Origin of the sequence: Micrococcus lylae NBRC 15355, assembly GCF_001570885.1 — a bacterium.
Classification (GTDB): domain Bacteria; phylum Actinomycetota; class Actinomycetes; order Actinomycetales; family Micrococcaceae; genus Micrococcus; species Micrococcus lylae.
In genome coordinates, this window is record NZ_BCSN01000037.1 from 1 (window position 1) to 25,324 (window position 25,324).

The window sequence follows — 25,324 nt, forward strand, 5'->3', positions numbered from 1 at the left end:
TTTTTTGCCGTTGTTTGGGTGTTGGGGGTGTGGTTCTAGGGTTACGGCGGTCATAGCGTGGGGGAAACGCCCGGTTCCATTCCGAACCCGGAAGCTAAGGCCCACAGCGCCGATGGTACTGCAACCGGGAGGTTGTGGGAGAGTAGGTCGCCGCCGGACATTCTTTGTGGGTTGAGGCCCCGTACCTGTGTGGTACGGGGCCTCCCCTTTTTTTTGTGTGCCGTGGTTTCCCGTTTTTGTGCGGGGCTGCCGTGTGGGTGCGGCGTTCGGGTGTATGTGGGCGTGGTGTGTTGGTGCGCGGGGCCTTCTCTTGCCGGTGCCGGCTGGACCAGTGCCCACCGCTGTCTCTGGCGGAGGCTGCCCTGGCCTTCTCGTCGTACGATGGGAAGTCGATCCGCTGTGTGCGTGGGCGGCTCCAGCATTCTTCCCTCGAGTAGTAAGGACCCCTGTATGAGCGACTCCCGTGACCGGGACCACCGATCCGAGCACCGTCATGACGATCGTGACGGGGGAGGGGCCCAGAACGGGCGGCGCCGTGGTTCGGGCCAGGGCCGTCCCCTGCGGTCGGGCCGTCCTCATCGTGGTGGCCGCGGGCAGGGCGGTGAGGGTCGTCTCGACGGCGACGTCGGCACACGCGGCGGATCAGGTGCCCGTGCCGGCGGAGAGCGTCGTCGTGACGACGAGCGCCGTGGGGGGCGGCCTGGGCGCCACGGGCGCGCCGGCGCAGGGAGGGGCCGTGTTGAGAAGTCCACGTCCGGCAAGCCGCCGCACAATCCCAAGGACCTGCGCGCCTCCAACCGTGTGGACCAGGGGCGTTCTCCTGACATCGACGAGGATGTGACCGGCAAGGAACTCGACCGAGCTACGCTCAAGCAGGTCCAGGGTCTGGACGAGAAGCAGGCAGCCTGGGTCTCCAAGCACCTCGTGATGGCCGGCCGTCTCATGTACGACGACCCTGCCCAGGCCTTCCAGCATGCGCTGGCCGCCAGCCGGCGCGGCGGTCGGTTGGCCTGTGTCCGCGAGGCGGTCGCACTGACCGCGTATGTCGCCGGCGAATGGCACGAAGCGCTCCGTGAGTTCCGGACCTACCGCCGCATCACCGGCGACGAGACCCACATCGCTGCGCAGCTCGACTGCGAGCGCGCCCTCGGCCGCTCCGAGAAGGCCGTGAAGCTGGCGTCCGAGATCGACATGGCCACGCTGGACCGGGACGCCCGCGTCGAACTGGTCATGGTGCTCTCCGGAGCCTACGAGGACATCGGCGACCTCGACGCCGCGCGCAAGGCGCTGGAGATTCCTGAGCTCGACCGTCGCCGCGGGTACCCCTTCTCTCCGCGCCTGTTCCAGCGCTACGCTGACGTGCTCTCCGCCCTCGGCCAGGAGAAGGAGTCTCGTCAGTGGCAGCACTACGTGCGCGTCGCAGAGAAGGCCCTCGGCATGGGAAGCTTCGCCGACCCTGACATCGTGGACATCGACACCGGCCCGTCCGAGGAGGAGCGAGCCGAGCGCCGTGCCGCCCAGGACGCCGAGCGCGCCGCCCGTGCAGAACCCGAGGCGGCAGGCAAGGAAGCCGTCTCAGACACCGACGCGGACGTCGCTGAGGATGGCACCGACGCGGACGTCGCTGAGGATGGCACCGACGCGGACGTCGCTGAGGATGGCACCGACGCGGACGTCGCTGAGGATGGCACCGACGCGGACGCCGCTGAGGATGCCGTGCACGCGCAGGACGGCGCCGTGGACCCGTCGGAGCGTGACTGATGTCCACTGCGCGGTTCTTCCACGGTCACGACGGCCTGCTCTGCGACCTCGACGGCGTGGTCTACGCCGGCGCCGGTGCCATCCCCGGGGCCGTCGAGTCCCTGGCCGCGCTCATCGAGGCAGGCATCCCGGTCGCCTTCGTCACGAACAACGCCTCGCGGTCCCCGCAGACCGTGGCGGACCACCTGCGAGACCTCGGCGTCCCCACCGACGCCGAGCACGTCTTCGGCTCGGCCCAGGCCGGTGTCGCGCTGCTGCGGCAGCACGTGGCGGCCGGCGCGAGCGTGCTGGCGGTCGGCTCGGACTACCTGGCCGGCCTGCTCGGGGAGTCGGGATACCGCGTCGTCTGCTCGGCATCCGACCGTCCCGACGCGGTCGTCCAGGGGTTCGACCCGTCGGTCGGATGGGCACAGCTGGCGGAAGCCGCCTACGCCGTCAACGCCGGGGCCGTGTGGATCGCCACGAACCTGGACCTGTCCATCCCGCGCGCCGAAGGCGTGGCACCCGGCAACGGCGCCCTCGTCGGAGCGGTCTCCCACGCGACGGGCACCTGCCCGGTAGCGGCCGGCAAGCCGGAGCCCCACCTGTTCCAGACCGCTGCCCGTGAGCTCGGGCTGGTGAATCCGCTGGTCGTGGGGGACCGCCTGGACACGGACATCCGCGGCGGAAACGCCGCGGGCTTCGACACGGTCATGGTGCTCACCGGCATCGACACCCGCCAGTCGGCGGAACAGGCCCGGGAGGCCGACCGCCCCGGCTGGATCGTCGACGACATGACGGCACTGGCCGCCGAGATCGACCGGTGAGGGTCCGCGCAGACGTGGCGCTGGCCGAGCGCGGTCTCGCCCGATCCCGCACCGAGGCGGCCGCCCTCATCAAGTCCGGCCTCGTCCTCGCCGATGGCAGACCCGTCGCCCGGGCCTCCCAGCGCGTCCTGCCGACGACGGCACTCACCGTGGCCGACGACGGTCCACGGTACGTCTCCCGGGCCGCGCACAAGCTCGTCAGCGCCCTGGACGCCTTTCCGGACGTCGCCGTGGCCGGGCGCCGCTGTCTCGACGCCGGCGCCTGCACCGGCGGCTTCACCCACGTCCTCCTGGAACGGGACGCCGCCCACGTCGCGGCGGTGGACGTCGGCCACGGCCAGCTCCATGAGGTGCTGCGCACCGATGACCGCGTCCTCGTCCGGGAATGGCTGAACGTGCGCACCCTCGTGCCGGAGGACGTCGACGGTCCCGTGGAGCTGGTCGTCTCCGATCTGTCGTTCATCTCCCTGCGCCTGGTGGTGGACGCCCTTGCCGGCGTCTGCGTCGACGGCGCGGACCTGCTGCTCATGGTCAAGCCGCAGTTCGAGGTGGGCAAGGCCGCCCTGCCGAAGTCGGGCGTCGTGACGAACCCGGCCGACCGTCGTCGTGCGGTGGCGGGGGTGCTGGAGGCGGCCGCGGCCGCCGGACTGGCCCCGCGGGGACTGGCCCGCTCCGGGCTGCCCGGGCAGGACGGCAACGTCGAGTTCTTCCTGCACCTGCGGCGCACGGACGCGCCCGCCTCCGCCGTCCTCGAAGACGTCCCGGGTCATGCCGATGTGGACTGGGCCTGAGGGGTCAGCCCCGCTGACTATGCTGGGACGACCGCGCCGTCGGCCCGCCGGCCGTCGGTGAGACACGTCCGGGAGGAACCCATGTCCGCCACCGCGCCGCGCCGCGCCCTCGTGCTCGCCCACACCGGCCGCCAGGACGCGATCGCCGCCGCCCTGCAGGCCGTCGACATGCTGGAGGACGCCGGGCTGCGCGCCGTCCTCCTCGACACCGATGAGGCCGCCGTCCGCGAGCTCGCCCCCGGCGCCGAGGACTTCGCCCCCGAGATCCTCGGGCGGGACTGCAGCCTTGCGGACATCAGCATCGGCCTCGTCCTGGGCGGCGACGGCTCCGTGCTCCGCGCCGCCGAGCTCGTGCGCGGCTCGCAGGTTCCGCTGGTCGCGGTGAACCTCGGGCACGTCGGCTTCCTGGCCGAGGCCGAGCGCACCGACCTGCAGCACACCGTCGAGGCCGTCGCGGGCGAGCGGTACACCGTGGACGAGCGCATGGCCCTGGACGTGGTGGTCAAGGTCGCAGGGCGCCAGGTCGCCCGCACCTGGGCCCTCAACGAGGCTTCCGTGGAGAAGTCCAGCCGCGAGCGCATGCTCGAGGTGGTGGTCTCCGTGGACGATCACGCGCTGTCCTCCTATGGCTGCGACGGCGTCGTCATGGCCACGCCCACCGGCTCCACCGCCTACGCCTTCTCCGGCGGCGGGCCCGTCGTGTGGCCCGGCGTGGAGGCCCTGCTCTGCGTGCCGATCAGCGCCCACACGCTCTTCTCCCGCCCGCTCGTGGTGGGTCCGGCGTCCACGCTCACCGTGGACGTGCTCACACGGACGAACGAGAACGGCGTCCTCTGGTGCGACGGCCGCCGGACGGTCGAGCTGCCGCCGGAGGCACGCATCGAGGTCTCCCGCTCCGCTGAGCCGGTGCGCCTGGCCCGTCTGTCCCTGACCCCGTTCTCCGAACGCCTCGTGCGCAAGTTCCAGCTGCCCACCGAGGGCTGGCGCGGTCCCGTCACCGGTGAGGACCGTGCGGAGGCGACCCGCACCGCCGTCGAGACCGTCGAGCCACGTCACGCGGCCCCCCGTCCGGTCGTCGTGCCGCCGGCCACCGCGGCGCTGCCGGTGGTCGACTTGCGCGGGCAGAGGGGGCCGTCGTCATCCACGGAGGACCGCCCGTGATCGAGTACCTGCGCATCGCCGACCTCGGCGTCATCTCCGCCGCGGACGTGGAGCTGGACCCCGGCTTCACCGTCGTCACGGGGGAGACCGGCGCCGGCAAGACGATGGTCGTCACCGCCCTCGGCCTGCTGCTGGGCCGCCGCGCCGACGCGGGCACCGTCCGCCACGGCGCCCGGCGCGCCGTCGTGGACGCAGGCCTGCGCGTATCCGCCGACAGCCGTGCGCTCAGCCTCGCCGAGGCGGCCGGCGCCGTGGTGGAGGCGGAGGACGACGACGGCCCGGTGGACCTGGTCCTGAACCGCACCGTGGCCACGACCTCCGACGGGGGCGGCACCCGCTCCCGGGCGGCCGTCGGCGGCCGTTCGGCCCCCGTGAGCCTGCTCAGCGAGGTGGGCGCCCACCTGGTGGCCGTGCACGGCCAAGCCGACCAGCTGCGCCTGCGGTCCGCCGGAGCCCAGCGCCGGGCCCTGGACGCGTTCGCGGGGGAGGAGCTCGCCGCCGAGCTCGCCGCCTACCGCACCGCACACGCGCGCTGGAAGGGCGCGACCGCTGAGCACGCCGAGCTCACCGCCGCCCTCCAGGAACGCGCCCGTCAGGCGGACGCCCTGCAGCGCAGCCTCGAGGAGATCGACGAGGCCGCCGTGGAACCGGGAGAGGACGAGGCCGTCCGTGCCAGGATCCGCCGGCTGGAGGACCACGAGCAGCTGCGGGCCACCGCCGCCGGTGCCTACGGCCGCCTCTCCGGCGCCGACCCGGACGCGGGGCAGGAGGTGCCCGGGGCGATCGCCCTCGTGGAGTCCGCCCGCCAGGAGCTGCTGGCCGCCCCCGGCGAGGAGGAGGAGCTGGACGAGGCCGCCCGCCGGCTCGGGGAGGCAGCCGTGGTGCTCAACGACATCGCCGGCGACATCGCCCGGTACCAGGCCGACCTGGACGCGGATGCCGAAGGCGACCTCGACGCGGCCCAGGCGCGCCTGGCCGAGCTCACCCGGCTGCAGCGACTCTACGGCCCGGAGCTGTCCGACGTGATCGCCTGGGCCGAGCGGGAGCGTCCGCGCCTCGACGAGCTGCAGGGGGACACCGACCGCCTGGACGGACTCGCCGCGCTCATCGAGTCCTCCGGCGCCGAGGTCGCCGAGCGGGCCGCCGCCCTGCGGCGGTTGCGCAGCCAGGCCGCCGCGCGCCTGGAGGAACAGGTCACCGAGGAGCTGCACGCGCTGTTCATGCCGGACGCCTCCTTCCATGTGGGGCTCACCCCGCTGCCGGAGGGGGAGTACGGCCCGCACGGCGCGGACGAGGTGGCCCTGCTGCTGCGCCCCCACGCCGGCGCCGAGCCACGACCCCTGGGCAAGGGCGCCTCCGGCGGCGAGCTCTCCCGCGTGATGCTCGCCCTCGAGGTGGTCCTGGCCGCCACCGACCCCGTCCCGACCTTCGTCTTCGACGAGGTGGACGCCGGCGTGGGCGGCGAGGCCGCGGTGGCCATCGGCGCCCGGCTGGCCCGGCTCGCCGAACACGTGCAGGTCATCTGCGTCACCCACCTGCCGCAGGTCGCCGCCTGCGCGGACCGCCACGTGCACGTGCGCAAGAACTCGGACCCGGACGCCGGCGTCACCACCTCGGACGTGAAGGTCCTGGACGCGGACGAGCGGATCGAGGAGCTGGCACGCATGCTGGCCGGGCACGCGGACTCCACCGCCGCCCGCGCGCACGCCCGGGAGTTGCTGGCCCAGGGTCCACAGGGACACCAGGGGTGAACGGGCCGCGCCCGGTGGTACGCTCGAATTCCGTGGTGCAACGTCATTCTCGTCTTCAGAAGTCCAGCGCGGTCACCCGCCAGATCTTCGTCACCGGTGGCGTGGCGTCCTCTCTCGGCAAGGGCCTCACCGCGTCGTCGCTCGGCCACCTGCTCCGCGCTCGCGGCCTCCGCGTGGTGATGCAGAAGCTCGACCCGTACCTCAACGTCGATCCCGGGACCATGAACCCGTTCCAGCACGGCGAGGTGTTCGTCACCGAGGACGGGGCCGAGACGGACCTCGACATCGGCCACTACGAGCGCTTCCTCGACGAGGACCTCGACGGTGTCAACAACGTCACCACCGGTCAGGTCTACTCCACCGTGATCGCCAAGGAGCGCCGCGGCGAGTACCTCGGCGACACCGTCCAGGTCATCCCGCACATCACGGACGAGATCTGCCGCCGTATGCGCCTTCCCGCCGCCCCGGCGGAGGGGAAGCAGGCCCCGGATGTGATCATCACCGAGATCGGCGGCACCGTCGGCGACATCGAATCCCAGCCGTTCCTCGAGGCCGCCCGCCAGGTCCGCCAGGACATCGGCCGGGAGAACGTCTTCTTCCTGCACGTGTCCCTGGTGCCGTACATCGGCCCGTCGCACGAGCTGAAGACCAAGCCGACCCAGCACTCCGTGGCCTCCCTGCGCAGCATCGGCATCCAGCCGGACGCGATCGTCCTCCGCTCGGACCGCGAGGTCCCGGAGGATGTGCGCGGCAAGATCGCTCGCATGTGCGACGTGCCAGCCGACGCCGTCATCAACTGCCCCGACGCGCCGTCGATCTACGACATCCCGAAGACCATCCACGCCCAGGGTCTCGACGCCTACGCCGTGCAGGCCCTGGACATGAAGTTCAAGGACGTGGACTGGACCCGGTGGGACACGCTCATGGAGGCCGTCCACGAGCCGAGGCACCAGGTCGAGATCGCCCTGGTCGGCAAGTACATCGACCTGCCGGACGCGTACCTGTCCGTCACCGAGGCCCTGCGAGCCGGCGGCTTCGCCCACCAGGCCCGCGTCAGCATCCGCTGGGTCCCCTCGGACGAGTGCGAGACCGCGGAGGGCGCCGCCCAGGCGCTGGCCGGTGTGGACGCGATCTGCGTCCCCGGCGGCTTCGGCATCCGCGGCGTGGACGGCAAGGTGGGCGCCCTGAGACACGCCCGCGAGCACGGCCTGCCGGCCCTCGGCCTCTGCCTCGGCCTGCAGGCCATGGTGATCGAGTACGCCCGCACCGTGCTCGGCTGGGCCGACGCACAGTCCACCGAGTTCGACCAGGACACCGACCACCCCGTGATCGCCACCATGGCCGAGCAGAAGGACATCGTGGCCGGCGAGGGCGACCTCGGCGGCACCATGCGCCTGGGCTCCTACCCGGCGACCCTGGTCCCCGGCTCCGTCGCCGCCGAGGCCTACGGCACCAGCGAGGTCACCGAACGCCACCGCCACCGCTACGAGGTGAACAACCGCTACCGCGGGGAGCTCGAGGAGGCCGGGCTGGTCTTCTCCGGCACCTCCCCGGACGGCTCCCTCGTGGAGTTCGTGGAGCTGCCCAGGGACCAGCACCCGTACTACATCGCCACCCAGGCGCATCCGGAGTTCAAGTCCCGCCCGACGAACGCCCACCCGCTGTTCGCCGGACTGGTCCAGGCCGTCCTCGACAACCGGCAGGACGCCTGAGATGGCACCGAAGCCGCAGCCGGACGCGGCCGCCGACGAGAACCGCCGCCGCGGGCGTGCGCCGCTGCGCGACGTCCACGCACCGCGCAGGGTCAAGAAGGCCAAGACCGTCTTCGAGGGCAGGGTGTGGGACGTGGAGCGGGAGACGTTCCGCATGGACCCCAAGGACAAGGACGCCGATCCGATCGTCCGCGAGGTCCTGATCCATCCCGGTGCCGTCGCCGTCCTGGCCACCCGCACCGCCATGACCTCCGCCGGTCCGCAGGAGCAGGTCGCGCTTCTCCGCCAGTACCGCCACCCGGTCGGCATGGAGCTCTGGGAGATCCCCGCCGGGCTGCGGGACAAGAAGGGCGAAGACCTGCACCAGGTGGCCGTCCGCGAGCTGTGGGAGGAGGCCGACCTGCGCGCCCGAGAATGGCACACCCTGGTCGACTTCTTCACCACCCCCGGCGGCTCCACCGAGGCCATCCGCGTCTTCCTGGCCCGCCAGGTGGAGGAGGTCCCGGAGGGCGAGCGGTTCACCCGCACGGAGGAGGAGGCCCATATGCCGCTGGCCTGGATCGCCGTGGACGAGGTGACCGACGCCGTCCTGGACGGGCGCATCCACAACCCGCAGGCCGTCGTCGCGGTCCTGGCCCTGCACGCCCACCGCGCCCGTGGCTGGCGGCGGCTGCGTCCCGTGGACGCGCCCTTCGTGCCCGGCCGCCAGGACGACCCACGGGGATGAGCACCGAGGACGCCGCGGCACCCTCCGCCGAGCTGACCGACGCCGTCCGGAGGTTCCTCGACCACCTCACGGTCGAGAAGGGCAGGTCCGCGAACACCCTCGCCGCCTACCGCCGTGACCTGGACCGCTACCTGCGCTGGCTGACGGCCTCCGGAGTGACCGCGCCGGAGGACGTGGCCACCGGCCACGTCACCGGCTTCCTGCAGGCGCTGTCCACCGGCGGGGACGGCGGCGCCGCGCTGGCCGTCCGCTCCGCCGCCCGGGTGCTCGTGGCCGTCCGCGGCCTCCATCGGTTCTGGGCCCTCGAGGGCCTTGCGGCGGACGACCCCGCCCGCGCCGTCTCCCCGCCGAAGCCCGGCCGCCGGCTGCCCAAGGCGCTGAGCATCGAGGAGACCACCGCGCTGCTCGAGGCCTGCTCCGAGGACACCCCCACGGGCCTGCGGGACCGCGCGCTGCTGGAGTTCCTCTACGGCACCGGCGCCCGCGTCTCCGAGACCGTGGGCCTGGACGTGGACGACGTCGTGGGCATCACCGCCGCCCTGTCCGAGAGCACCGGATCCGCCCACCACGACGACGGCCCCGCGTCGGGCCAGCCCGTCGTCCGTCTGTTCGGCAAGGGCTCGAAGGAGCGCGTGGTCCCGGTCGGCCGCTACGCCGCCTCCGCCCTGGACGCCTACCTCGTCCGTGGCCGCCCCGCACTGCTGGCCGGGGCGACGACGTCCACGCCGGCCCTGTTCCTGAACACCCGCGGCGGCCGGCTGTCCCGGCAGTCCGCCTGGGCCGTCATCCGCAGCGCCGCCGAGCGCGCCGGGATCACCGCCGAGGTCTCGCCGCACACCCTGCGCCACTGCTTCGCCACCCACCTGCTCTCCGGCGGCGCCGATGTCCGGGTGGTCCAGGAGCTGCTCGGCCACGCCTCGGTGACCACCACGCAGGTCTACACGCTCGTCACCGTGGACACCCTTCGGGAGGTCTACGCCTCGGCCCACCCGCGGGCCCGGTGAGCCGGATGGGGCGTCGGGCGATGACGGGGCACGACGGGCACGTCCTGCTCGCGGTGTTCGCCGTGCACAACGTGGAGGAACTGGTCACGGGCAGCAGGATCCCACTCGTCGAGGAGACACTGCTGCGCCGGACGGGGCAAGGGCGGCCAGGAGTCTGTGCCCTGGCGGCCCTCACCGGCGCTGCGGCGTCAGTGCCGGCAACCGTCCTCGCACTCCGCGCCGCCCGCACCGTGCGTCCCTGACGACGAACCGCCCGCAGCCGGCGCTCCAGGAGGCCGACCGCGGGCGGTCCGAGATGCGAGCGGTCAGCCGTTCGGCAGCTCGCGCTGGTCCGGACCGTTGTACTCGGACAGGGGGCGGATCAGGGCGTTGGAGGCACGCTGCTCCATGATGTGCGCGGTCCAGCCGGTGATGCGGGAGGCGATGAAGATGGGCGTGAACATCTCGGTGTCGAAGCCCATCAGGTGATAGGTCGGACCGGCCGGATAGTCCAGGTTCGGCTTGATGTCCTTGGCCTCGCCCATGGCGGCCTCGAGGCCGTCGTACAGGCCGAGCATCTCGTCGCGGCCGTAGTGGGCGATCATGCGGTCCAGGGCGGCCTTCATGGTCGGTACACGGGAGTCGCCGTTCTTGTAGACGCGGTGGCCGAAGCCCATGATCTTCTTCTTCTGCGCCAGGGCGTCCTCCATCCAGGCCTTCGCGCGGCCGGCGGCGTCCTCGCGAGACTCCTCCTTGCGGATGCCGATCTCGTCGAAGGTGTGCATGACCGCCTCGTTCGCGCCGCCGTGCAGCGGGCCCTTGAGGGCGCCGATGGCGCCGGTCACGGCCGAGTGCAGGTCGGACAGGGTCGAGGTGATCACACGGGCGGTGAAGGTCGACGCGTTGAAGGAGTGCTCCGCGTAGAGGACCATCGACACGCGGAACGCGTCGACGACCTCCTCCGGCTGCTCCTCACCGAAGGTCATCCACAGGAAGTTCGCGGAGTAGTCCAGATCCGCGTTCGGCTCCACGACGTCCTGGCCGCGGCGCCGGCGCTGGTCGTAGGCAACGACCGCCGGGAACGCGGCGAAGAGGGCCTTGGCCTTCTCCAGCTCGGCCTCCGGGGAGGAGTCCTCCGCCTTCGGGTGGTTCGCGCCCAGCACGGAGACCGCGGTGCGGCCCACGTCCATCGGGTGGCAGTCGGTCGGCAGCAGGTCGATGGCCTGCTTCACGTTCGGGTCCAGGGCGCGGTGTGCGCGCTCGAACTCCTGGAACTGCTTGAGCTCGTCCTCGGTGGGCAGGTCGCCGGTCCACAGCAGCAGGGCGACGGCCTCGAACGGCAGGTTCGCGGCGAGGTCCTGCACCGGGTAGCCGCGGTAGAGCAGGGAGTTGGTCTCCGGGTTCACCTTGGAGATCGCCGTGTAGTCCACGACGACGCCGGCAAGGCCCTTCTTGATCTCGTCAGACATGGTGTCCCTCCTTGGGGGAACGGCCGGCGGCGCGGCGTGGGGGTGCCGCGCCGCCGGCGGGGGTGGTTCAGAGGTTGGCGTTGTTGGACTCGATGTCGAGCGTCGGGACCTCGAAGTTGAAGATCCCGGTGTCGAACTGGTTGTACGCCTCGTAGTCCACGAGCTCGTAGAGACGCGCACGGGTGAGCATCTGGTCCACCTGCGACTGCTGGGTGCCCTCGGTGCGGATCGCGTCGAGCACGCGCTCGGAGGCGCCCATCGAGGAACGCAGCAGGGTCACGGGGTAGATCACCATGGCCACGCCGACGTCGGCGAGCTGGTCGCGGGTGAACAGCTCCGACTTGCCGAACTCGGTCATGTTCGCCAGGACCGGGACGCCGAGGGGCTTCAGCTCCCTGCAGACGGTCTCGAACTCGCCGAGGTCCTTGAGGGCCTCGGGGAAGATCGCGTCGGCGCCGGCTTCCACAAGGGCCTTCATACGGGCGATGGCCGCGTCCAGGCCCTCCACGGCGCGCAGGTCGGTGCGCGCCATGATGAGGAAGTTCGGATCACGGCGGGCGTCCACGGCGGCGCGGATGCGCTTGACCGCGGTCTCCAGGTCCACCATGTTCTTGCCGTCCAGGTGGCCGCAGCGCTTCGGATTGAACTGGTCCTCGATGTGGCAGCCGGCCAGGCCGGCGTCCTCGAGCTCCTGGACGGTGCGCGCCACGTTCATCGGCTCGCCGAACCCGGTGTCCGCATCGATGATGCAGGGCAGGTCCGTGAGGCGGGCGATCTGGCCGCCGCGGGCGGCGACCTCGGTGAGGGTGGTCAGGCCGACGTCCGGCAGGCCCAGCTCGTTCGCCAGGACGGCACCGGAGATGTAGACACCGGGGAAGCCCTTCTCCTCGATCAGCCGCGCGGTGAGCGGGGTGAACGCGCCCGGGAACTGGGCGGCGCCGCCCTCGGCGAGCGTCGCGCGCAGGTTCTTGCGCTTCTGCTCGGCGGTGAGCGTGGAGTACAGCATCAGAACAGTCCCTTCGGGGCGTCGGCCAGGTCCTGCTCCGTCAGCCAGGCCGGGTCGGCCTTGACGTTGAGCTGGTCCAGCTCGCCGGCCTTGAGCTCGGACAGGCGCTGCACGGCGTCCAGGAACCGGTCCTGCTCCTCCGGGGTCACGATGCCCTCGGCCAGGGTGCGGAACTTCTGGATGTACTGCTCACGGGCGAACGGACGGGCGCCCAGCGGGTGGGCGTCGGCCACGGCGATCTCGTCGGTGATGACGGTGCCGTCGGCGAGCGTGATCTCCACGGCGCCGCCGAAGGCCTTCTCGTCCAGGTCCATCGAGTGGTAGCGGCGGGTCCACTCCGGGTCCTCCACGGTGGTCACCTTGTGCCACAGGGCGACGGTGTCCTCGCGGCCGGCGCGCTCCGGGGCGTAGGAGTCCACGTGGTGCCAGGTGCCGTCCTGCAGGGCCACGGTGAAGATGTACGGGATCGAGTGGTCGAGGGTCTCGCGGGAGGCCGTCGGGTCGTACTTCTGCGGATCGTTCGCGCCCGAGCCGATCACATAGTGGGTGTGGTGCGAGGTCTTGATGAGCACCGACTCCACGTTCTTCGGGTCGGTGGCCTCCGGGTGCTCCTTGTGGAGCTTGCGGGCCAGATCGATCCAGGCCTGGGCCTGGTACTCGGCGGAGTGCTCCTTGGTGTAGGTGTCCAGGATGCCGCGCTTGGGCTCGCCCTTCTCCGGCAGCGGGACCTCGTAGCGGGCGTCCGGGCCGTCGAGCATCCAGGCGATGACGCCGTCCTCGCCCTCGTAGATCGGGACCGGGGAGGTCTGGCCGCGCATGGCGCGGTCGGCGGCCTCGACGGCCATCTTTCCGGCGAACGCCGGGGCGTGGGCCTTCCACGTCGAGATCTCGCCCTTGCGCGACTGGCGGGTGGCGGTGGTGGTGTGCAGGCCCTGGCCGATCGCCTGGAAGATGGTCTCGGTGTCCAGGCCGAGCAGGGTGCCGATGCCGGCGGAGGCCGACGGGCCGATGTGGGCCACGTGGTCGATCTTGTGCTTGTGCAGGCAGATCGACTTGACGAGGTCGACCTGGACCTCGTAGCCCGTGGCGATGCCGCGGACCAGGTCCTTGCCGGAGCGGCCGGCGTGCTGGGCGACGGCCAGGATCGGCGGGATGTTGTCGCCCGGGTGCGAGTACTCGGCGGCGAGGAAGGTGTCGTGGTAGTCCAGCTCGCGGACGGCGACCCCGTTGGCCCAGGCGGCCCACTCCGGGGAGACCTTCTGGCCGATGCCGAAGACGGTGGCGCCCTCGCCGTTGGCGGACACCGGGTGGCACATGGCCTGCGCCCGGGCGGCAACGATCGGGCCGCGCTTCAGGGAGGCGACGGCGACGGAGGCGTTGTCGATGATGCGGTTGATGATCATCTCCTCCACCTCGGCCTCCACCTCGACGGGGTCGACGGCGACCTCGGCGAGCTTCCAGGCGAGCTGGTCCTCACGGGGGAGGTTCTCCTCCGAGCGGTAGACGCGGACTTCGTGGTTCTTCATCGGTTCTCCTTCGACGACGCGGTCAAGAGTGTGTCGGTGTGGTCGGGGGTCGTGTGGCTGGTCAGGTGGCGGAAGGCGTGGTGCAGGTGCACCCGCGTGGTGGCCTCGGCCAGGTCCCCGGCGCCGGAGGCGACCGCGGAGGCGATGTCCGCGTGTTCGGCCGCGGAGGCGGCCAGACGGGCCGGGTCGTTGGCGGAGAGTCGGCGCAGTCGGGCCAGGTGCAGCCTCAGGGTGCGCAGCGCCGAGACGAGGTAGGGATTGGCCGCCGCTTCGTCGAGGGCGACGTCCAGGTCGCCGGCCATGTCGTAGTAGTCCGAGGGGTCGGCCCCGGCGTCGAGGGCGTCGGCCACCGTGGCGAAGCGCTCGGCCAGGGCGCGGAAGCGGTCGGCGGTCTCGCCCCGGGCGCGCTCGGCGGCGCGGCGGGCGAGCAGGGACTCGAGGGCGATGCGCAGGTCGAACAGCTGGTCGGCCTGTTCGAGAGAGAGGTCTGCGACGAGGACGCCGCGGCCGCCGCCCTGCTCGGCCAGACCGTCGGCGACCAGCTTGGAGAGGGCCTCCCGCACAGGCGTGCGGGAGATGCCGAGGCGCTCGGCCTGCTCCACCTCTCCGAGCACGGTGCCGGGCGGCAGCGTCCAGTCCAGGATCTCGGACCGGAGCGTGTGGTACGCCCTCTCACTTGCTCGCATGACTCCAGTGTATACAGAACGAACGGAAGTAAGGGAAGCCACCGGGGTCATTTCCCTGTCGCATGGAGAAAATGTATACATCGAACCTTGTTCGTGTGTGAGTGGGGACACTACGATCAGGGTATGGCGACTCATGATGCTTCCACCACCCCCACGGCCGGCGCGTACGCCGAGGCGCACGCCCGGTCTCTGTCCGATCCGGACGGCTTCTGGCTGGAGGCCGCCCAGGCCATCGACTGGACGACCCCGCCCACCTCGGCCGTCGACGACTCCGACGCGCCCCTGTACCGCTGGTTCCCCGACGGCGTGATGAACACCGCCTACAACTGCCTGGACCGCCACGTCGCAGCCGGCCGCGGGGACGCCGTCGCGCTCGTCCACGACTCCGCCATGACCGGCGAGGTCACCGAGTACACCTACGCGCAGCTCACCGAGAAGGTCGCCGCGGTCGCCGGTGCGCTGGCCGCCGAGGGGGTCGGCAAGGGGGACCGCGTCCTGGTCTATCTGCCGATGATCGCCGAGGCTCCCATCGCCATGCTGGCCTGTGCCCGCCTGGGCGCCGTCCATTCCGTGGTGTTCGGCGGCTTCGCCCCCAAGGAGCTGGCCGCCCGCATCGACGACGCCGCCCCGGACGTGGTCCTCACCTGCTCCGGCGGCATCGAGCCCCGCCGCCGTGTGGAGTACCTGCCGGCCGTGGCCGAGGCCCTCGAGGAGGCGGGGCACACCGTCCGCACCGTGCTGGTGCACCACCGCGACGGCTTCCAGACCGCTCTGGCCGACGTCGCCGACCGCGGCGGCGCCGCCTGGAAGGACTGGGGCGAGGCCGTGGACGCCGCCGAGCCGGCCGCCCCCGTGGACGTGAAGGCCACCGACCCGCTCTACGTGCTCTACACCTCCGGCACCACCGGCAAGCCCAAGGGCGTCGTCCGGGACAACGGCGGCCACGCCGTGGCGCTGCGCTGGACCATGGAGAACATCTACGACGTGGGCCCGGGCGAGGTCATGTTCACGGCCTCGGACGTGGGCTGGGTCGTGGGCCACTCGTACATCGTGTACGCCCCGCTGCTGGCCGGTGCCACCACCGTCCTCTACGAGGGCAAGCCGGTGGGCACCCCGGACGCCGGCGCGTTCTGGCGCGTGATCTCCCAGCACGGGGTGAAGTCCTTCTTCACCGCCCCCACCGCTCTGCGCGCCATCCGCCGCGCGGACCCGGACGGCGAGCTGAAGGACCAGTACGACATCTCCTGCCTGAAGACCCTCTACGCGGCGGGCGAGCGGCTGGACCCCGAGACCCAGAAGTGGGCGGAAGGGCTGCTGCAGATCCCGGTGGTCGACCACTGGTGGCAGACCGAGACGGGCTGGGCCATCGCCGCCAACCCGGTGGGCCTTGAGCTGCTGCCGGTGAAGACCGGTTCGGCCTCGGTCCCGTCACCGGGCTACGACCTGGTCGTGCTGGACGGCATGGGCGAACCGGTGGAGGCAGGGGTGGAGGGCAACATCGCCGTCCGCCTGCCGATGCCCCCGGGCACCCTGCAGAGCCTGTGGGGCGACGACCAGCGCTTCATCGACTCCTACCTGTCCGCGTTCGAAGGCCACTACGCCACCGGTGACTCCGGCATCGTGGACGACGACGGCTACGTGTTCGTCCTGGGCCGCACGGACGACGTCATCAACGTCTCCGGCCACCGTCTGTCCACCGGCGTGCTCGAAGCCGCACTCGCCACGCACCCGGCGGTCGCCGAGTGCTGCGTGATCGGTGTTGCCGACGACTTCAAGGGACAGCGTCCCTCCGGCTACGTGGTCCTCAAGTCCGGCGTGGCAGCTCCCGACCCCGGATCACAGGAGGAGACCAGGCTCTTCGACGAGCTCACAGCGGCCGTCCGCCGCGGCGTGGGCCCCGTGGCCGACTTTCGCGACGTGGCGATCGTGGATGCCCTGCCGAAGACCCGCTCCGGCAAGATCCTGCGCAAGACCATGCGGCAGATGGCCGACGGCGAGGAGTACACCGTGCCCTCGACCATCGAGGACGCCTCGGTGCTCGAGGACCTGAAGTCGTTGCTCTCTCCGCGCGGCTGACAGGCCACCGGCTCGTCGGGGAGCGTGGGGGACGCGGCCGGCGGAGGCGAGGGTCGTCGTCGTGGCCTGCGGCTTCGGCACGATCCGCGAGCAGGGTCTACTGTGGAGTCCGAGCAGAACGGCTCCGACCGCCCCCGGCACCGCACCGGTGCAGGAGGTGCGGAGGACGCCGCCCCAGCCACCCGCCCCGGACCGCGGCCGCGCGCCGTTCCGGGCAGAAGGAGTCGCAGCCCGTGTCGACGTACGACCCGATCCCCGTGATGACCATCAAGGGCGAGCCGGTCCTGGGCCCCACCGGACGGCCCAAGCACGACTTCCCCGAGCCGCGCCCGCTCGAGGGCCATGGTCCGGCCCGCATCATCTCGATGGTGAACCAGAAGGGCGGCGTCGGGAAGACGACCTCCACCATCAACCTCGGTGCGGCCCTGGCCGGCTACGGCCGCCGCGTGCTCATGGTGGACTTCGACCCCCAGGGAGCCCTCTCCGCAGGGCTCGGCACCAGCCCCCACGAGCTCGACGTCACCGTCTACAACGTGCTCATGGAGCGGAAGACCTCGGCCAAGGATGCGATCCTCGAGACCGAGTTCGAGAACATGGACCTGCTGCCGGCGAACATCGACCTGTCCGCCGCCGAGGTGCAGCTCGTCAACGAGGTCGCCCGCGAGCAGGTGCTCGAGCGAGCCCTGCGCCAGGTGCGGGACGAGTACGACGTCATCCTCATCGACTGCCAGCCGTCCCTCGGCCTGCTCACCGTCAACGCCCTGACCGCCTCCCACGGCGTGATCATCCCGCTGACCGCCGAGTTCTTCGCCCTGCGCGCCGTGGCGCTGCTGGTGGAGACCATCGAGAAGGTCCAGGACCGCCTCAACCCGGACCTGGAGATCGACGGCGTGCTGGCCACCATGTTCGACCAGCGCACCCTCCACTCCAAGGAAGTCGTGGGCTCGCTCGTGGCCGGCTTCGGGGACAAGGTCTTCGAGACCGTCATCAAGCGCTCCATCAAGTTCGCTGACGCCACCGTGGCCGCCGCCCCGATCACGCAGTTCGCCGAGAACCACGACGGCGCCAAGGCCTACCGGCAGCTCGCCCGCGAGCTCATCTGCCGCGGCGGGGCGCCGTGACCGGCTGAGCCGCCGCCGGGCGGGCCGAAGCTCACACCGGCGAGACCGCGACGGGCGCGCGACGATCTGCGAGAATGGCAGTTCGACGTGCGCCCGACGCGCGTCCGGGGCCCGGCGGCCGACGCCGCGGCGCCCCCACCGACACCACCGCCCGCAGCCTGTGCCCACGGCCGACGAGACCGGCCGACTGCGCCGCGCCGAGCGAGCGGACGAACCAGGAAGGACCACGACTTCCATGAACTCCCGCAAGCCGCGAGGCTCCGGACGAACCCCTGCCGTCGGCAAGCGCGGCGGCCCGTTCCAGGAGCGTGACTTCCAGCGTCAGATCGGCGCCCGCAAGGGCGCGGGGAGGAAGGGCGGTCCCCGTCGCCGCGACGAGCCGACCCCGGACTTCTACGACGAGGCTCCGCGCACCCGCCGCACCCGCCGCGGCAAGGGCGCCGGCGCCGCCCGCGCGGCGGAGCAGAACCTCGGCCGCATCCACCACGAGGACGGGGAGCGACTGCAGAAGGTCATGGCGGCCGCCGGAGTCGCCTCCCGCCGCGTCTGCGAGGACCTCATCGCCGAGGGCCGCGTGGAGGTGGACGGCGTCATCGTCACCGAACCCGGCCTGCGCGTGGACCCCAAGACCTCCGTGATCCGCGTGGACGGCATCTCCGTGCAGACCGACGTGGCCAAGCAGTACCTCGTCTTCAACAAGCCGCGCGGCGTCATCTCCACCATGGTGGACCCGGACGGCCGGCCGTCCATCGCCACCTACCTCAAGTCCGGCCAGGAGCACCTCTTCCACGTGGGACGCCTGGACAACGACACCGAGGGCCTGCTGGTCCTCACCAACGACGGCGAGCTCGCCAACCGCCTGCTGCACCCCTCCTACGAGGTGCCGAAGACCTACCTGGTCCAGGTCAAGGGGCCGCTGCCCAAGGGCGTCTCCAACCAGCTGCGGGCCGGAGTGGAGCTGGAGGACGGACCGGCCAAGGTCGACTCGTTCAAGCTCGTGGACTCCACCCCGGGCCACGTGCTCGTGGAGGTCGTCCTGCACTCCGGCAAGAACCGCATCGTCCGCCGCATGTTCGACGCCGTCGGCCACCCGGTCGAGCGCCTCGTGCGTGTGAAGATCGGCCCGATCCTGCTCGGCGACCAGAAGCAGGGCTCCGTCCGCGTCATGAACGCCCAGGAGCTCGGCCACCTCAAGGCGATGGTGGGCCTGTGAGCACGGCCGGTCCTGCGGCGCTGCCGCAGCCGGTGCTGGTGCGCGGCACCGGCCTGCTCGGCACCTCGATCGGCCTCGCCCTGCGCGGCAGCGGCGTCGAGGTGCTCCTGCACGACCCGTCCCCGTCCGCGCTCGCCGTGGCCCGGGACATCGGCGCCGGTCGGGCCGTGGAGCTCGAGGGGGACGTCGCCGGGGCCGGTGCTGGCGAGGGCACGGACGTGACGACGCCGGGCACGGTCGTCGTCGCCGCGCCGCCGGACGTGGCCGGCCGTGTGGCCGTGGACTCGCTGCTCCGCTGGCCCGAGGCCGTGGTCATGGACATCGCGTCCGTGAAGGCGAGCGTGCAGACGGACGTGCGTGCCGCCGTCGAGAAGGGGCTGCTCTCCGCGGAGTCGGCGAGCCGCTACGTGGGCACCCACCCGATGGCCGGACGAGAGCGGTCCGGCCCCGTCGCCGCCCGCGGCACCCTGTTCACCGCCGCGCCCTGGGTCGTCTGCGCCGAACCGGACACCGCTGCCGAGGCGGTCGCGGCCGCTGAGGCGCTCGCGGCCTTGACCGGCGCCACGGTGCACACGATGGACGCGGGGGAGCACGACGCCTCCGTCGCCCTGATCTCGCACCTGCCCCAGGTGGCGGCCTCGCTCGTGGCCTCCCGGCTGCAGCAGACCCCGGCCGCCTCGCTGGCCCTGGCGGGCAACGGCCTGCGGGACACCACGCGCATCGCGGCCTCCGACCCGCAGCTGTGGGTGCAGATCCTCGCCGGCAACGCCACGCGCCTGGTGGAGATCCTCCACGGGGTCCGCGCGGACCTGGACCGGCTGATCGGCACCCTCGAGGCCCCGGACGCCCCCGGTGCGCGGCTCGACATCGCCCAGCTGATCGCCGAGGGCAACGCGGGCCAGGCCCGGATCCCCGGCAAGCACGGCGCCCCTCCGCAGGCCTTCGCCGTGGTGACGGTCGTCGTGGACGACACCCCCGGACAGATCGCCGCGGTCCTGCAGGCCACCGGCGACGCCGGAGTCAACGTGGAGGACCTGCGCATGGACCACGCCTCGGGACACGAGGTGGGCATGCTGGAGATCTCCGTGCTGCCCGGCCGCCGCGAGGAGCTGACGGCCGCCCTGACCGAACGCGGATGGAAGGTGGTCTGAGATGACCGAGAACCCGAACCCCACCCCGAGCCCGGCCGTGGACGGCGTCGTCGACGTCACCGGGACTCCGACCGACGTCGCGCCCGTGGCCTCCGGCCGCCTGGTGGTGGCCGTGGACGGCCCGTCCGGCTCCGGCAAGTCCTCGGTGTCCAAGCAGGTGGCCCGCTCCCTCGGGGCCGTCTACCTGGACACCGGCGCCATGTACCGCGCCGCAGCCTGGCACTGCGTCAACGAGGGCGTGGACCTCGACGACGCCGACGCCGTCACCGAGGCCGTGCGCGGCATGGAGCTGACCCAGTCCACCGATCCGGACTCCGAGCACATCGCCGTCGGCGGCCACGACGTCACCGAGGCCATCCGCACCCCCGAGGTCACCGCCGTCGTGTCCCGCGTCGCCGGCGTCATCCCCGTGCGCGAGATCCTGCAGGGCCGCCAGCGCGCGGAGATCGAGCGCGCCGGCCGCATCGTGGCCGAGGGCCGCGACGTCACCACGGTGGTGGCCCCGGACGCCGAGGCCCGCGTGCTGCTGACCGCCTCCGAACAGGTCCGCATGGCCCGCCGCTCCGGACAGCTCGCCGCAGCCGCCTCCGGCGTGGACGCTGAGACCCTCAAGGCGCAGGTCGCCGGACGCGACCGCACCGACTCCGCCCACTCCAGCTTCGAGCGCCCCGCCGACGGTGTGACCCTTGTGGACTCCTCGGAGCTGGACTTCGACCAGACCGTCGCGGCCGTCCTGGCCGCCGTGCAGCTGCAGGCCGGAGCCCCGGCCGTGGAAGGACACCGCCCGTGAGAGAGAACGACAGGACCCTGCCCGACGAGGGCCAGGACTACATCCCCGAGCACGAGGACCAGGTCGCCGAGCGCCTGGCCTCCATGACCGAGGAGGAGACCGACGCCCGCGCCGCCTCCCTGCGCGCCGGCCTCGAGGACTACGACCTGGACGAGGACGACGCCTCCCTCCTCACCGGCTGGGACGACGAGACCGACGACGTCACGGACGCGCCGGTTCCGCCGGTCCTGGCGATCGTGGGCCGCCCGAACGTCGGCAAGTCCACGCTGGTCAACCGCATCATCGGCCGCCGCGAGGCCGTGGTGGAGGACGTCCCCGGCGTCACCCGTGACCGCGTCTCCTACGAGGCCGAGTGGAACGGCCGCGTGTTCACCGTGGTGGACACCGGTGGCTGGGAGCACGACGCCAAGGGCATCCACAAGCGCGTGGCCGAGCAGGCCGAGCTCGCCGTGGACGTCGCCGACGCCGTGGTCTTCGTCGTGGACGCCACGGTGGGCATGACCGCCACCGACGAGGCCGTGGTGACCATGCTCCGCCGCAAGGCACGCCCGGTGATCGTGGCCGCCAACAAGGTGGACGACGCCATGCAGGAGGCCGACGCCGCCGAGCTGTGGTCCCTGGGCTTCGGCTACCCGTACCCGGTGTCGGCCATCCACGGCCGCGGCACCGCAGACCTGCTGGACGCCGCCCTGGAGGAGCTTCCGGAGCAGTCCGCCTACGGTGGCCTCGTGCCGCGCGGCGGCCCACGCCGGATCGCGCTGATCGGCCGTCCGAACGTGGGCAAGTCCTCCCTGCTGAACAAGCTGGCAGGCTCCGATCGCGTGGTGGTGGACGACCTGGCCGGCACCACCCGCGACCCGGTGGACGAGCTCGTGGAGCTCGGCGGCCGCCTGTGGCGCTTCGTTGACACCGCGGGCATCCGCCGCCGCCAGCACATGGCCCACGGCTCGGACTACTACGCCTCCCTGCGCACCGCGTCCGCCCTGGACCGCGCCGAGGTGGCCGTGGTGCTCCTCGAGGCGAACCAGGTGATCTCCGAGCAGGACGTGCGCATCGTCCAGATGGCGCTGGAGTCCGGCCGTGCCCTTGTGCTGGCCTACAACAAGTGGGACCAGGTGGACGAGGACCGCCGCCACGACCTCGAGCGGGAGATCGAGCGGGACCTGGCCCACGTGGCCTGGGCCCCGCGCGTGAACATCTCGGCGAAGACCGGCTGGCACAAGGACCGCCTGGTCCCGGCGCTGGAGACCGCCCTGGAGTCCTGGGAGACCCGCATTCCGACCGGCAAGCTCAACGCCTTCCTCGGTGAGCTGGTGGCGGCCCACCCGCATCCGCTGCGCGGCGGCAAGCAGCCCCGCATCCTGTTCGCCACCCAGGTCTCCTCCCGCCCGCCGAAGTTCGTGCTCTTCACCACCGGCTTCCTGGACCCGGGCTACCGCCGCTTCATCATCCGCCGCCTGCGCGAGACCTTCGGCTTCGAGGGCACCCCGGTCGAGATCGGCATGCGCGTGCGGGAGAAGCGCGGCCGCCGCTGAGCCGGCGCCGGACCGGGCCCGAAGGCCCGGTGGCTTCCCGACGACGTCCAGGATGTCCGCCTACGATGTCGCCATGACCGCCGCCCACCGCCGACACCGTCCCGCCGTCCTCCTCGCCGCTGCGGCGCTCGCCGTGGGCGGCGGGCTGACCGGCTGCGCCCAGATCGATCAGCTGACCGACAGCGCAGACGAGGCCCGGGCCTCGCTGCAGGGCCTGGAGGAGATGAGCCGGCAGACGCTTGAGCAGTTCGACTGGTCGAGCCTGGACGAGTACAGGGGCACCTGGCTGGGAGACGCCAGCGAGGTCACCGCGATGTTCCGTCGGATGCCCGGCGCCGAGGACATCCAGGACTTCCACATCAAGGGCGACCAGGGCGTCCTCGAGGTCCGGTACAAGGACGAGGCGTTGAAGGCCGACCCGGCCGTGCTGGAGCAGACGCTGCGCGAGCAGGCGGAGCAGGCGAGGCAGCGCATCAGGAACCTGGAACAGGTCGAGTTCAAGGTCGGGGACGAGACGTACACGTTCTGAGCCCGGCCCGAGGCTGCGCCGCCGGCGACGCCTCTTCCCGGCGGGCGACGGGCAGTGGCCTGCACGTGATTCCTGGGACGGCGCGCTCATGCTGTATGGTGTTCCAGTGCCGTTCCGGCAGCGATGCCGGTACGACATCTCGGGCATTGGCGCAGCTTGGTAGCGCGCTTGACTGGGGGTCAAGAGGTCGTGGGTTCAAATCCCGCATGCCCGACCCGATAGGACCCGCGAGATCATCTCGATCTCGCGGGTCCTTTCTCATTTCCTGGGCCGGCCGGCATGACGCGGGCAGGGTGGTGCTGCACGGCGCACGACGCCTCTGCGCGTCGAAAGTGCCGGTGTGTCCGCTCATGACCGACTCCTCGGTAAGACATTGCGCCGACCTGGGCGGATCATGTGTGATGGGTATCACTCTCACCCCACCTCGAGGAGACCTCCCCATGACCGCGTCCACCTCTGCCCACGGCCTGTCCCGCCGATCCTTCCTCGCGTTCGCGGGTGCCGGCGCCGTCGGTGCCGCCACCACCGCCTTCGCGATGCCCGCCTGGGGCGTCGACGCGATGCGCCCCGGCGCCGTGCGCGCCCCGCGTCTGACCGGCCAGGACCGCCAGATCATCAACCAGCTGCGGCCGGCCCGTGCCGTCGACGACCTGACCTACCTCACCGAGGTCGTCGGCCAGCGCTACACCGGCACCCCGGAGGAGGCGAAGGCCGCGGACTACATCGCCGACCAGCTGGACCGCGCCGGCTACGACGTGCTCGTCGAGCGGTTCGACGTGCCGGACCGCACCCTCGGCACGCTCTCCGGCGCGGGCCTGGACACTCGCTTCGGCTGGGGCGTGGGATCGGCCCCACAGGCCGTCCAAGACGCCACCGTGACCGGTCGCCTCCTGGTGGTGGACTCCGGCACGCCGGGGGACCTGCCCGCCGACCTGTCCGGACGCATCGTGATGCGCGTGATCTCCGTCCGATCCGAGGATGTGACCCCCTGGGCCGTGGCGGCCGCCGAACGCGGAGCCGTGGCCGTCATCGCCACACGTGCCGACTCGACCCCGCCGTCCCAGGCCTCCGCCTTCACCCCGCGGCTCACCGTCGAGCGGGTGGACATCCCGGTGGTCGGCGTCGGCCAGGTGCAGAAGCACCAGCTGCTCGGGCTCGGCGACGGCGCCGAGGTCACCCTGCAGACGATCGCGTACCGCAATCCGCGCAGCGCCAACGTGGTCGGCACCCGCGCCGGCCGCAAGGGACCGCGGCATGCCGCCCGCGAGCGGGTCATGCTCGGCGCCCACTACGACTCTGTGATCGGCTCCCGCGGCGCGAACGACAACGGCTCCGGCACCGTCGTCTGCCTGGAGCTCGCCCGCGTCATGGCGAAGGCGCCCACCCACACGGACCTCTCCTTCGGGTTCTGGGGCTCCGAGGAGGTGGGCCTGGTGGGCTCGCGCCTGCACGCGCAGAACCTCGAGCAGTCCGAGCGCGACCGCCTGCGCGGCGTCTTCAACAACGACATGGTCGCCACCAGCTGGGAACCGTCGGAGAAGTACTGGCTGCTGGACCTGCACGGCCGCTCCAACCCGGTCAACCGGGCCGTCCTGGCCGCGGGCGACCGCCTCGGCTACCGCACCAGCATGGGCGAGGTCTTCGAGATGGGCCGCTCGGACCACGCCTCCTTCTCCGAGGTGGGCGTCGACTCCGGCAACTTCGGCTGGCTGCACCGCGACGGCTTCATCCTCGAGCCCGAGTACCACTCCTCGGACGACACCGTGGCGCGCAACATCTCGCTGGACCGCCTGACGGTCTCCATGGAGATCCAGGGCTGTGCGGCCTACGCGCTGGCCACCGCCTGATCCGCCCGACGTCGCGGTCCGTCATCATCCAGGCGGATCCTCATCATGCGTGGCGTGATGAGGATCCGGGGGAGTGATGAGGAATCGCTGCCACAGCGCGACGGCGCCCCGCCTCGATGAGGTGGGGCGCCGTCGTCGTGGAATGGAAGAAGAGGAGGGCGTCCGGCCGACGGCCAACCGTGCCGGTCTCAGCCGGCGAAGACGGCGTGCACGTCCGGGACGCGGGTGCGGCCGCCGAGGGAGGGGATCTCCAGCAGCACGGCGCTGCCGGCCACCTCGCAGCCGATCGAGCGCAGCACCTCGTGGGCGGCGCTGAGGGTACCGCCGGTGGCGAGCACGTCGTCCAGGACGAGCACCCGGCTGCCGGGGGCCACGTCCGCCTGGACCTCGACGGTCGCCTGCCCATACTCGAGGTCGTAGGAGGCCTCGGCGGCCGGGCGGGGGAGCTTGCCGGCCTTCCGGATCGGGACCATGCCGACGTCGGCGACCATCGCGGCCGCGCCGGCGAGCAGGAAGCCACGGGCCTCGAGCCCGGCGACCACGTCGAACCGGCCCATGAACGGCGCGAGCATCTCCTTCACACAGGAGCGCAGGGCCACCGGGTCGGTGAGCAGCGGCATGACGTCCTGGAACACGACCCCCTCTTCGGGAAAGTCCGGGACAGGGGCGATCAGGCTGCGGGC

The 25,324-nt window shown here is 71.9% G+C and carries 21 protein-coding genes, 1 tRNA gene and 1 rRNA gene; 18 read left to right on the top strand and 5 right to left on the bottom strand.

Annotated features, from left to right (window positions below):
- Positions 1–42: 42 nt before the first annotated feature.
- The 9 genes from rrf (at position 43) to xerD (ending at position 9,713) form a co-directional block, all read left to right on the top strand.
- Positions 43–159 (top strand): 5S ribosomal RNA (gene rrf / locus MLY01S_RS08340).
- 678 nt (positions 160–837) lie between these two features.
- On the top strand, positions 838–1,761 hold the full coding sequence (locus tag MLY01S_RS08350) for a hypothetical protein (RefSeq protein ID WP_067191103.1): 924 nt from the start codon (positions 838–840) through the stop codon (positions 1,759–1,761).
- On the top strand, positions 1,761–2,567 hold the full coding sequence (locus MLY01S_RS08355; protein ID WP_067191105.1) for an HAD-IIA family hydrolase: 807 nt from the start codon (positions 1,761–1,763) through the stop codon (positions 2,565–2,567). Before MLY01S_RS08350 ends, MLY01S_RS08355 begins: the two co-directional genes overlap by 1 nt.
- On the top strand, positions 2,564–3,358 hold the full coding sequence (locus tag MLY01S_RS08360) for a TlyA family RNA methyltransferase (RefSeq protein ID WP_067191107.1): 795 nt from the start codon (positions 2,564–2,566) through the stop codon (positions 3,356–3,358). Before MLY01S_RS08355 ends, MLY01S_RS08360 begins: the two co-directional genes overlap by 4 nt.
- Positions 3,359–3,439: 81 nt before the next feature.
- Entirely contained in the window at positions 3,440–4,519 is a 1,080-nt protein-coding gene (locus MLY01S_RS08365) for an NAD kinase (protein ID WP_067191109.1), read from the top strand.
- Positions 4,516–6,270 carry a DNA repair protein RecN gene (gene recN, locus MLY01S_RS08370; RefSeq protein WP_067191111.1) on the top strand — a complete coding sequence of 585 codons (1,755 nt, stop codon included), beginning with the start codon at positions 4,516–4,518 and terminating at the stop codon, positions 6,268–6,270. Before MLY01S_RS08365 ends, recN begins: the two co-directional genes overlap by 4 nt.
- A gap of 14 nt (positions 6,271–6,284) precedes the next feature.
- The gene (gene pyrG, locus MLY01S_RS08375; RefSeq protein ID WP_067191138.1) at positions 6,285–7,982 is read left to right on the top strand and encodes a CTP synthase; all 1,698 of its coding nucleotides are present in this window, start codon (positions 6,285–6,287) and stop codon (positions 7,980–7,982) included.
- A gap of 1 nt (position 7,983) precedes the next feature.
- On the top strand, positions 7,984–8,709 hold the full coding sequence (locus tag MLY01S_RS08380) for an NUDIX domain-containing protein (protein ID WP_082739887.1): 726 nt from the start codon (positions 7,984–7,986) through the stop codon (positions 8,707–8,709).
- Positions 8,706–9,713, top strand: a complete 1,008-nt coding sequence (xerD, locus tag MLY01S_RS08385) for a site-specific tyrosine recombinase XerD (protein ID WP_067191113.1) — start codon at positions 8,706–8,708, stop codon at positions 9,711–9,713. The genes MLY01S_RS08380 and xerD overlap by 4 nt, the downstream gene beginning before the upstream one ends.
- Positions 9,714–10,018: 305 nt before the next feature.
- Here xerD and MLY01S_RS08395 read toward each other — a convergent pair whose 3' ends face one another.
- The 4 genes from MLY01S_RS08395 to MLY01S_RS08410 all read right to left on the bottom strand — a co-directional run bounded on the left by MLY01S_RS08395 (position 10,019) and on the right by MLY01S_RS08410 (position 14,379).
- A complete protein-coding gene (locus MLY01S_RS08395; RefSeq protein ID WP_067191117.1) occupies positions 10,019–11,161 on the bottom strand; it encodes a bifunctional 2-methylcitrate synthase/citrate synthase in 1,143 nt (380 codons plus the stop codon).
- Between the two features lie 67 nt (positions 11,162–11,228).
- Entirely contained in the window at positions 11,229–12,167 is a 939-nt protein-coding gene (gene prpB, locus MLY01S_RS08400) for a methylisocitrate lyase (protein WP_067191119.1), read from the bottom strand.
- Complete coding sequence (locus MLY01S_RS08405) at positions 12,167–13,693, bottom strand: MmgE/PrpD family protein (RefSeq protein WP_067191121.1); 1,527 nt, start codon at positions 13,691–13,693, stop codon at positions 12,167–12,169. The genes prpB and MLY01S_RS08405 overlap by 1 nt, the downstream gene beginning before the upstream one ends.
- Complete coding sequence (locus tag MLY01S_RS08410) at positions 13,690–14,379, bottom strand: GntR family transcriptional regulator (protein WP_067191123.1); 690 nt, start codon at positions 14,377–14,379, stop codon at positions 13,690–13,692. Before MLY01S_RS08410 ends, MLY01S_RS08405 begins: the two co-directional genes overlap by 4 nt.
- Positions 14,380–14,502: 123 nt before the next feature.
- On the opposite strand from MLY01S_RS08410, the gene MLY01S_RS08415 reads away from it, so the two are divergent.
- From MLY01S_RS08415 to MLY01S_RS08455, 9 genes are all read left to right on the top strand, one after another.
- On the top strand, positions 14,503–16,455 hold the full coding sequence (locus MLY01S_RS08415; RefSeq protein WP_067191125.1) for an AMP-binding protein: 1,953 nt from the start codon (positions 14,503–14,505) through the stop codon (positions 16,453–16,455).
- Between the two features lie 260 nt (positions 16,456–16,715).
- Positions 16,716–17,576: a ParA family protein gene (locus MLY01S_RS08420; RefSeq protein ID WP_067191142.1), complete on the top strand. Its 861-nt coding sequence runs from the start codon at positions 16,716–16,718 to the stop codon at positions 17,574–17,576.
- A gap of 235 nt (positions 17,577–17,811) precedes the next feature.
- Positions 17,812–18,789, top strand: coding sequence for a pseudouridine synthase (locus MLY01S_RS08425; protein ID WP_067191127.1), 978 nt, complete (start codon positions 17,812–17,814; stop codon positions 18,787–18,789).
- The gene (locus MLY01S_RS08430) at positions 18,786–19,940 is read left to right on the top strand and encodes a prephenate dehydrogenase (protein WP_067191128.1); all 1,155 of its coding nucleotides are present in this window, start codon (positions 18,786–18,788) and stop codon (positions 19,938–19,940) included. Before MLY01S_RS08425 ends, MLY01S_RS08430 begins: the two co-directional genes overlap by 4 nt.
- A 1-nt stretch (position 19,941) precedes the next feature.
- The gene (cmk, locus tag MLY01S_RS08435; protein ID WP_082739981.1) at positions 19,942–20,730 is read left to right on the top strand and encodes a (d)CMP kinase; all 789 of its coding nucleotides are present in this window, start codon (positions 19,942–19,944) and stop codon (positions 20,728–20,730) included.
- Between the two features lie 83 nt (positions 20,731–20,813).
- Positions 20,814–22,265, top strand: a complete 1,452-nt coding sequence (gene der, locus MLY01S_RS08440; RefSeq protein ID WP_082739983.1) for a ribosome biogenesis GTPase Der — start codon at positions 20,814–20,816, stop codon at positions 22,263–22,265.
- 73 nt (positions 22,266–22,338) lie between these two features.
- Positions 22,339–22,794, top strand: coding sequence for a DUF4825 domain-containing protein (locus MLY01S_RS08445; protein ID WP_135103259.1), 456 nt, complete (start codon positions 22,339–22,341; stop codon positions 22,792–22,794).
- A 140-nt stretch (positions 22,795–22,934) separates the two neighbouring features.
- A tRNA-Pro gene (locus tag MLY01S_RS08450) sits at positions 22,935–23,008 on the top strand.
- A 226-nt stretch (positions 23,009–23,234) separates the two neighbouring features.
- Entirely contained in the window at positions 23,235–24,641 is a 1,407-nt protein-coding gene (locus tag MLY01S_RS08455; protein ID WP_067191134.1) for a M28 family peptidase, read from the top strand.
- A gap of 188 nt (positions 24,642–24,829) precedes the next feature.
- On the opposite strand, the gene MLY01S_RS08460 is transcribed toward MLY01S_RS08455, so the two are convergent.
- The coding region (locus MLY01S_RS08460; RefSeq protein WP_082739985.1) for an adenine phosphoribosyltransferase at positions 24,830–25,324 on the bottom strand (495 nt) is incomplete at its 5' end.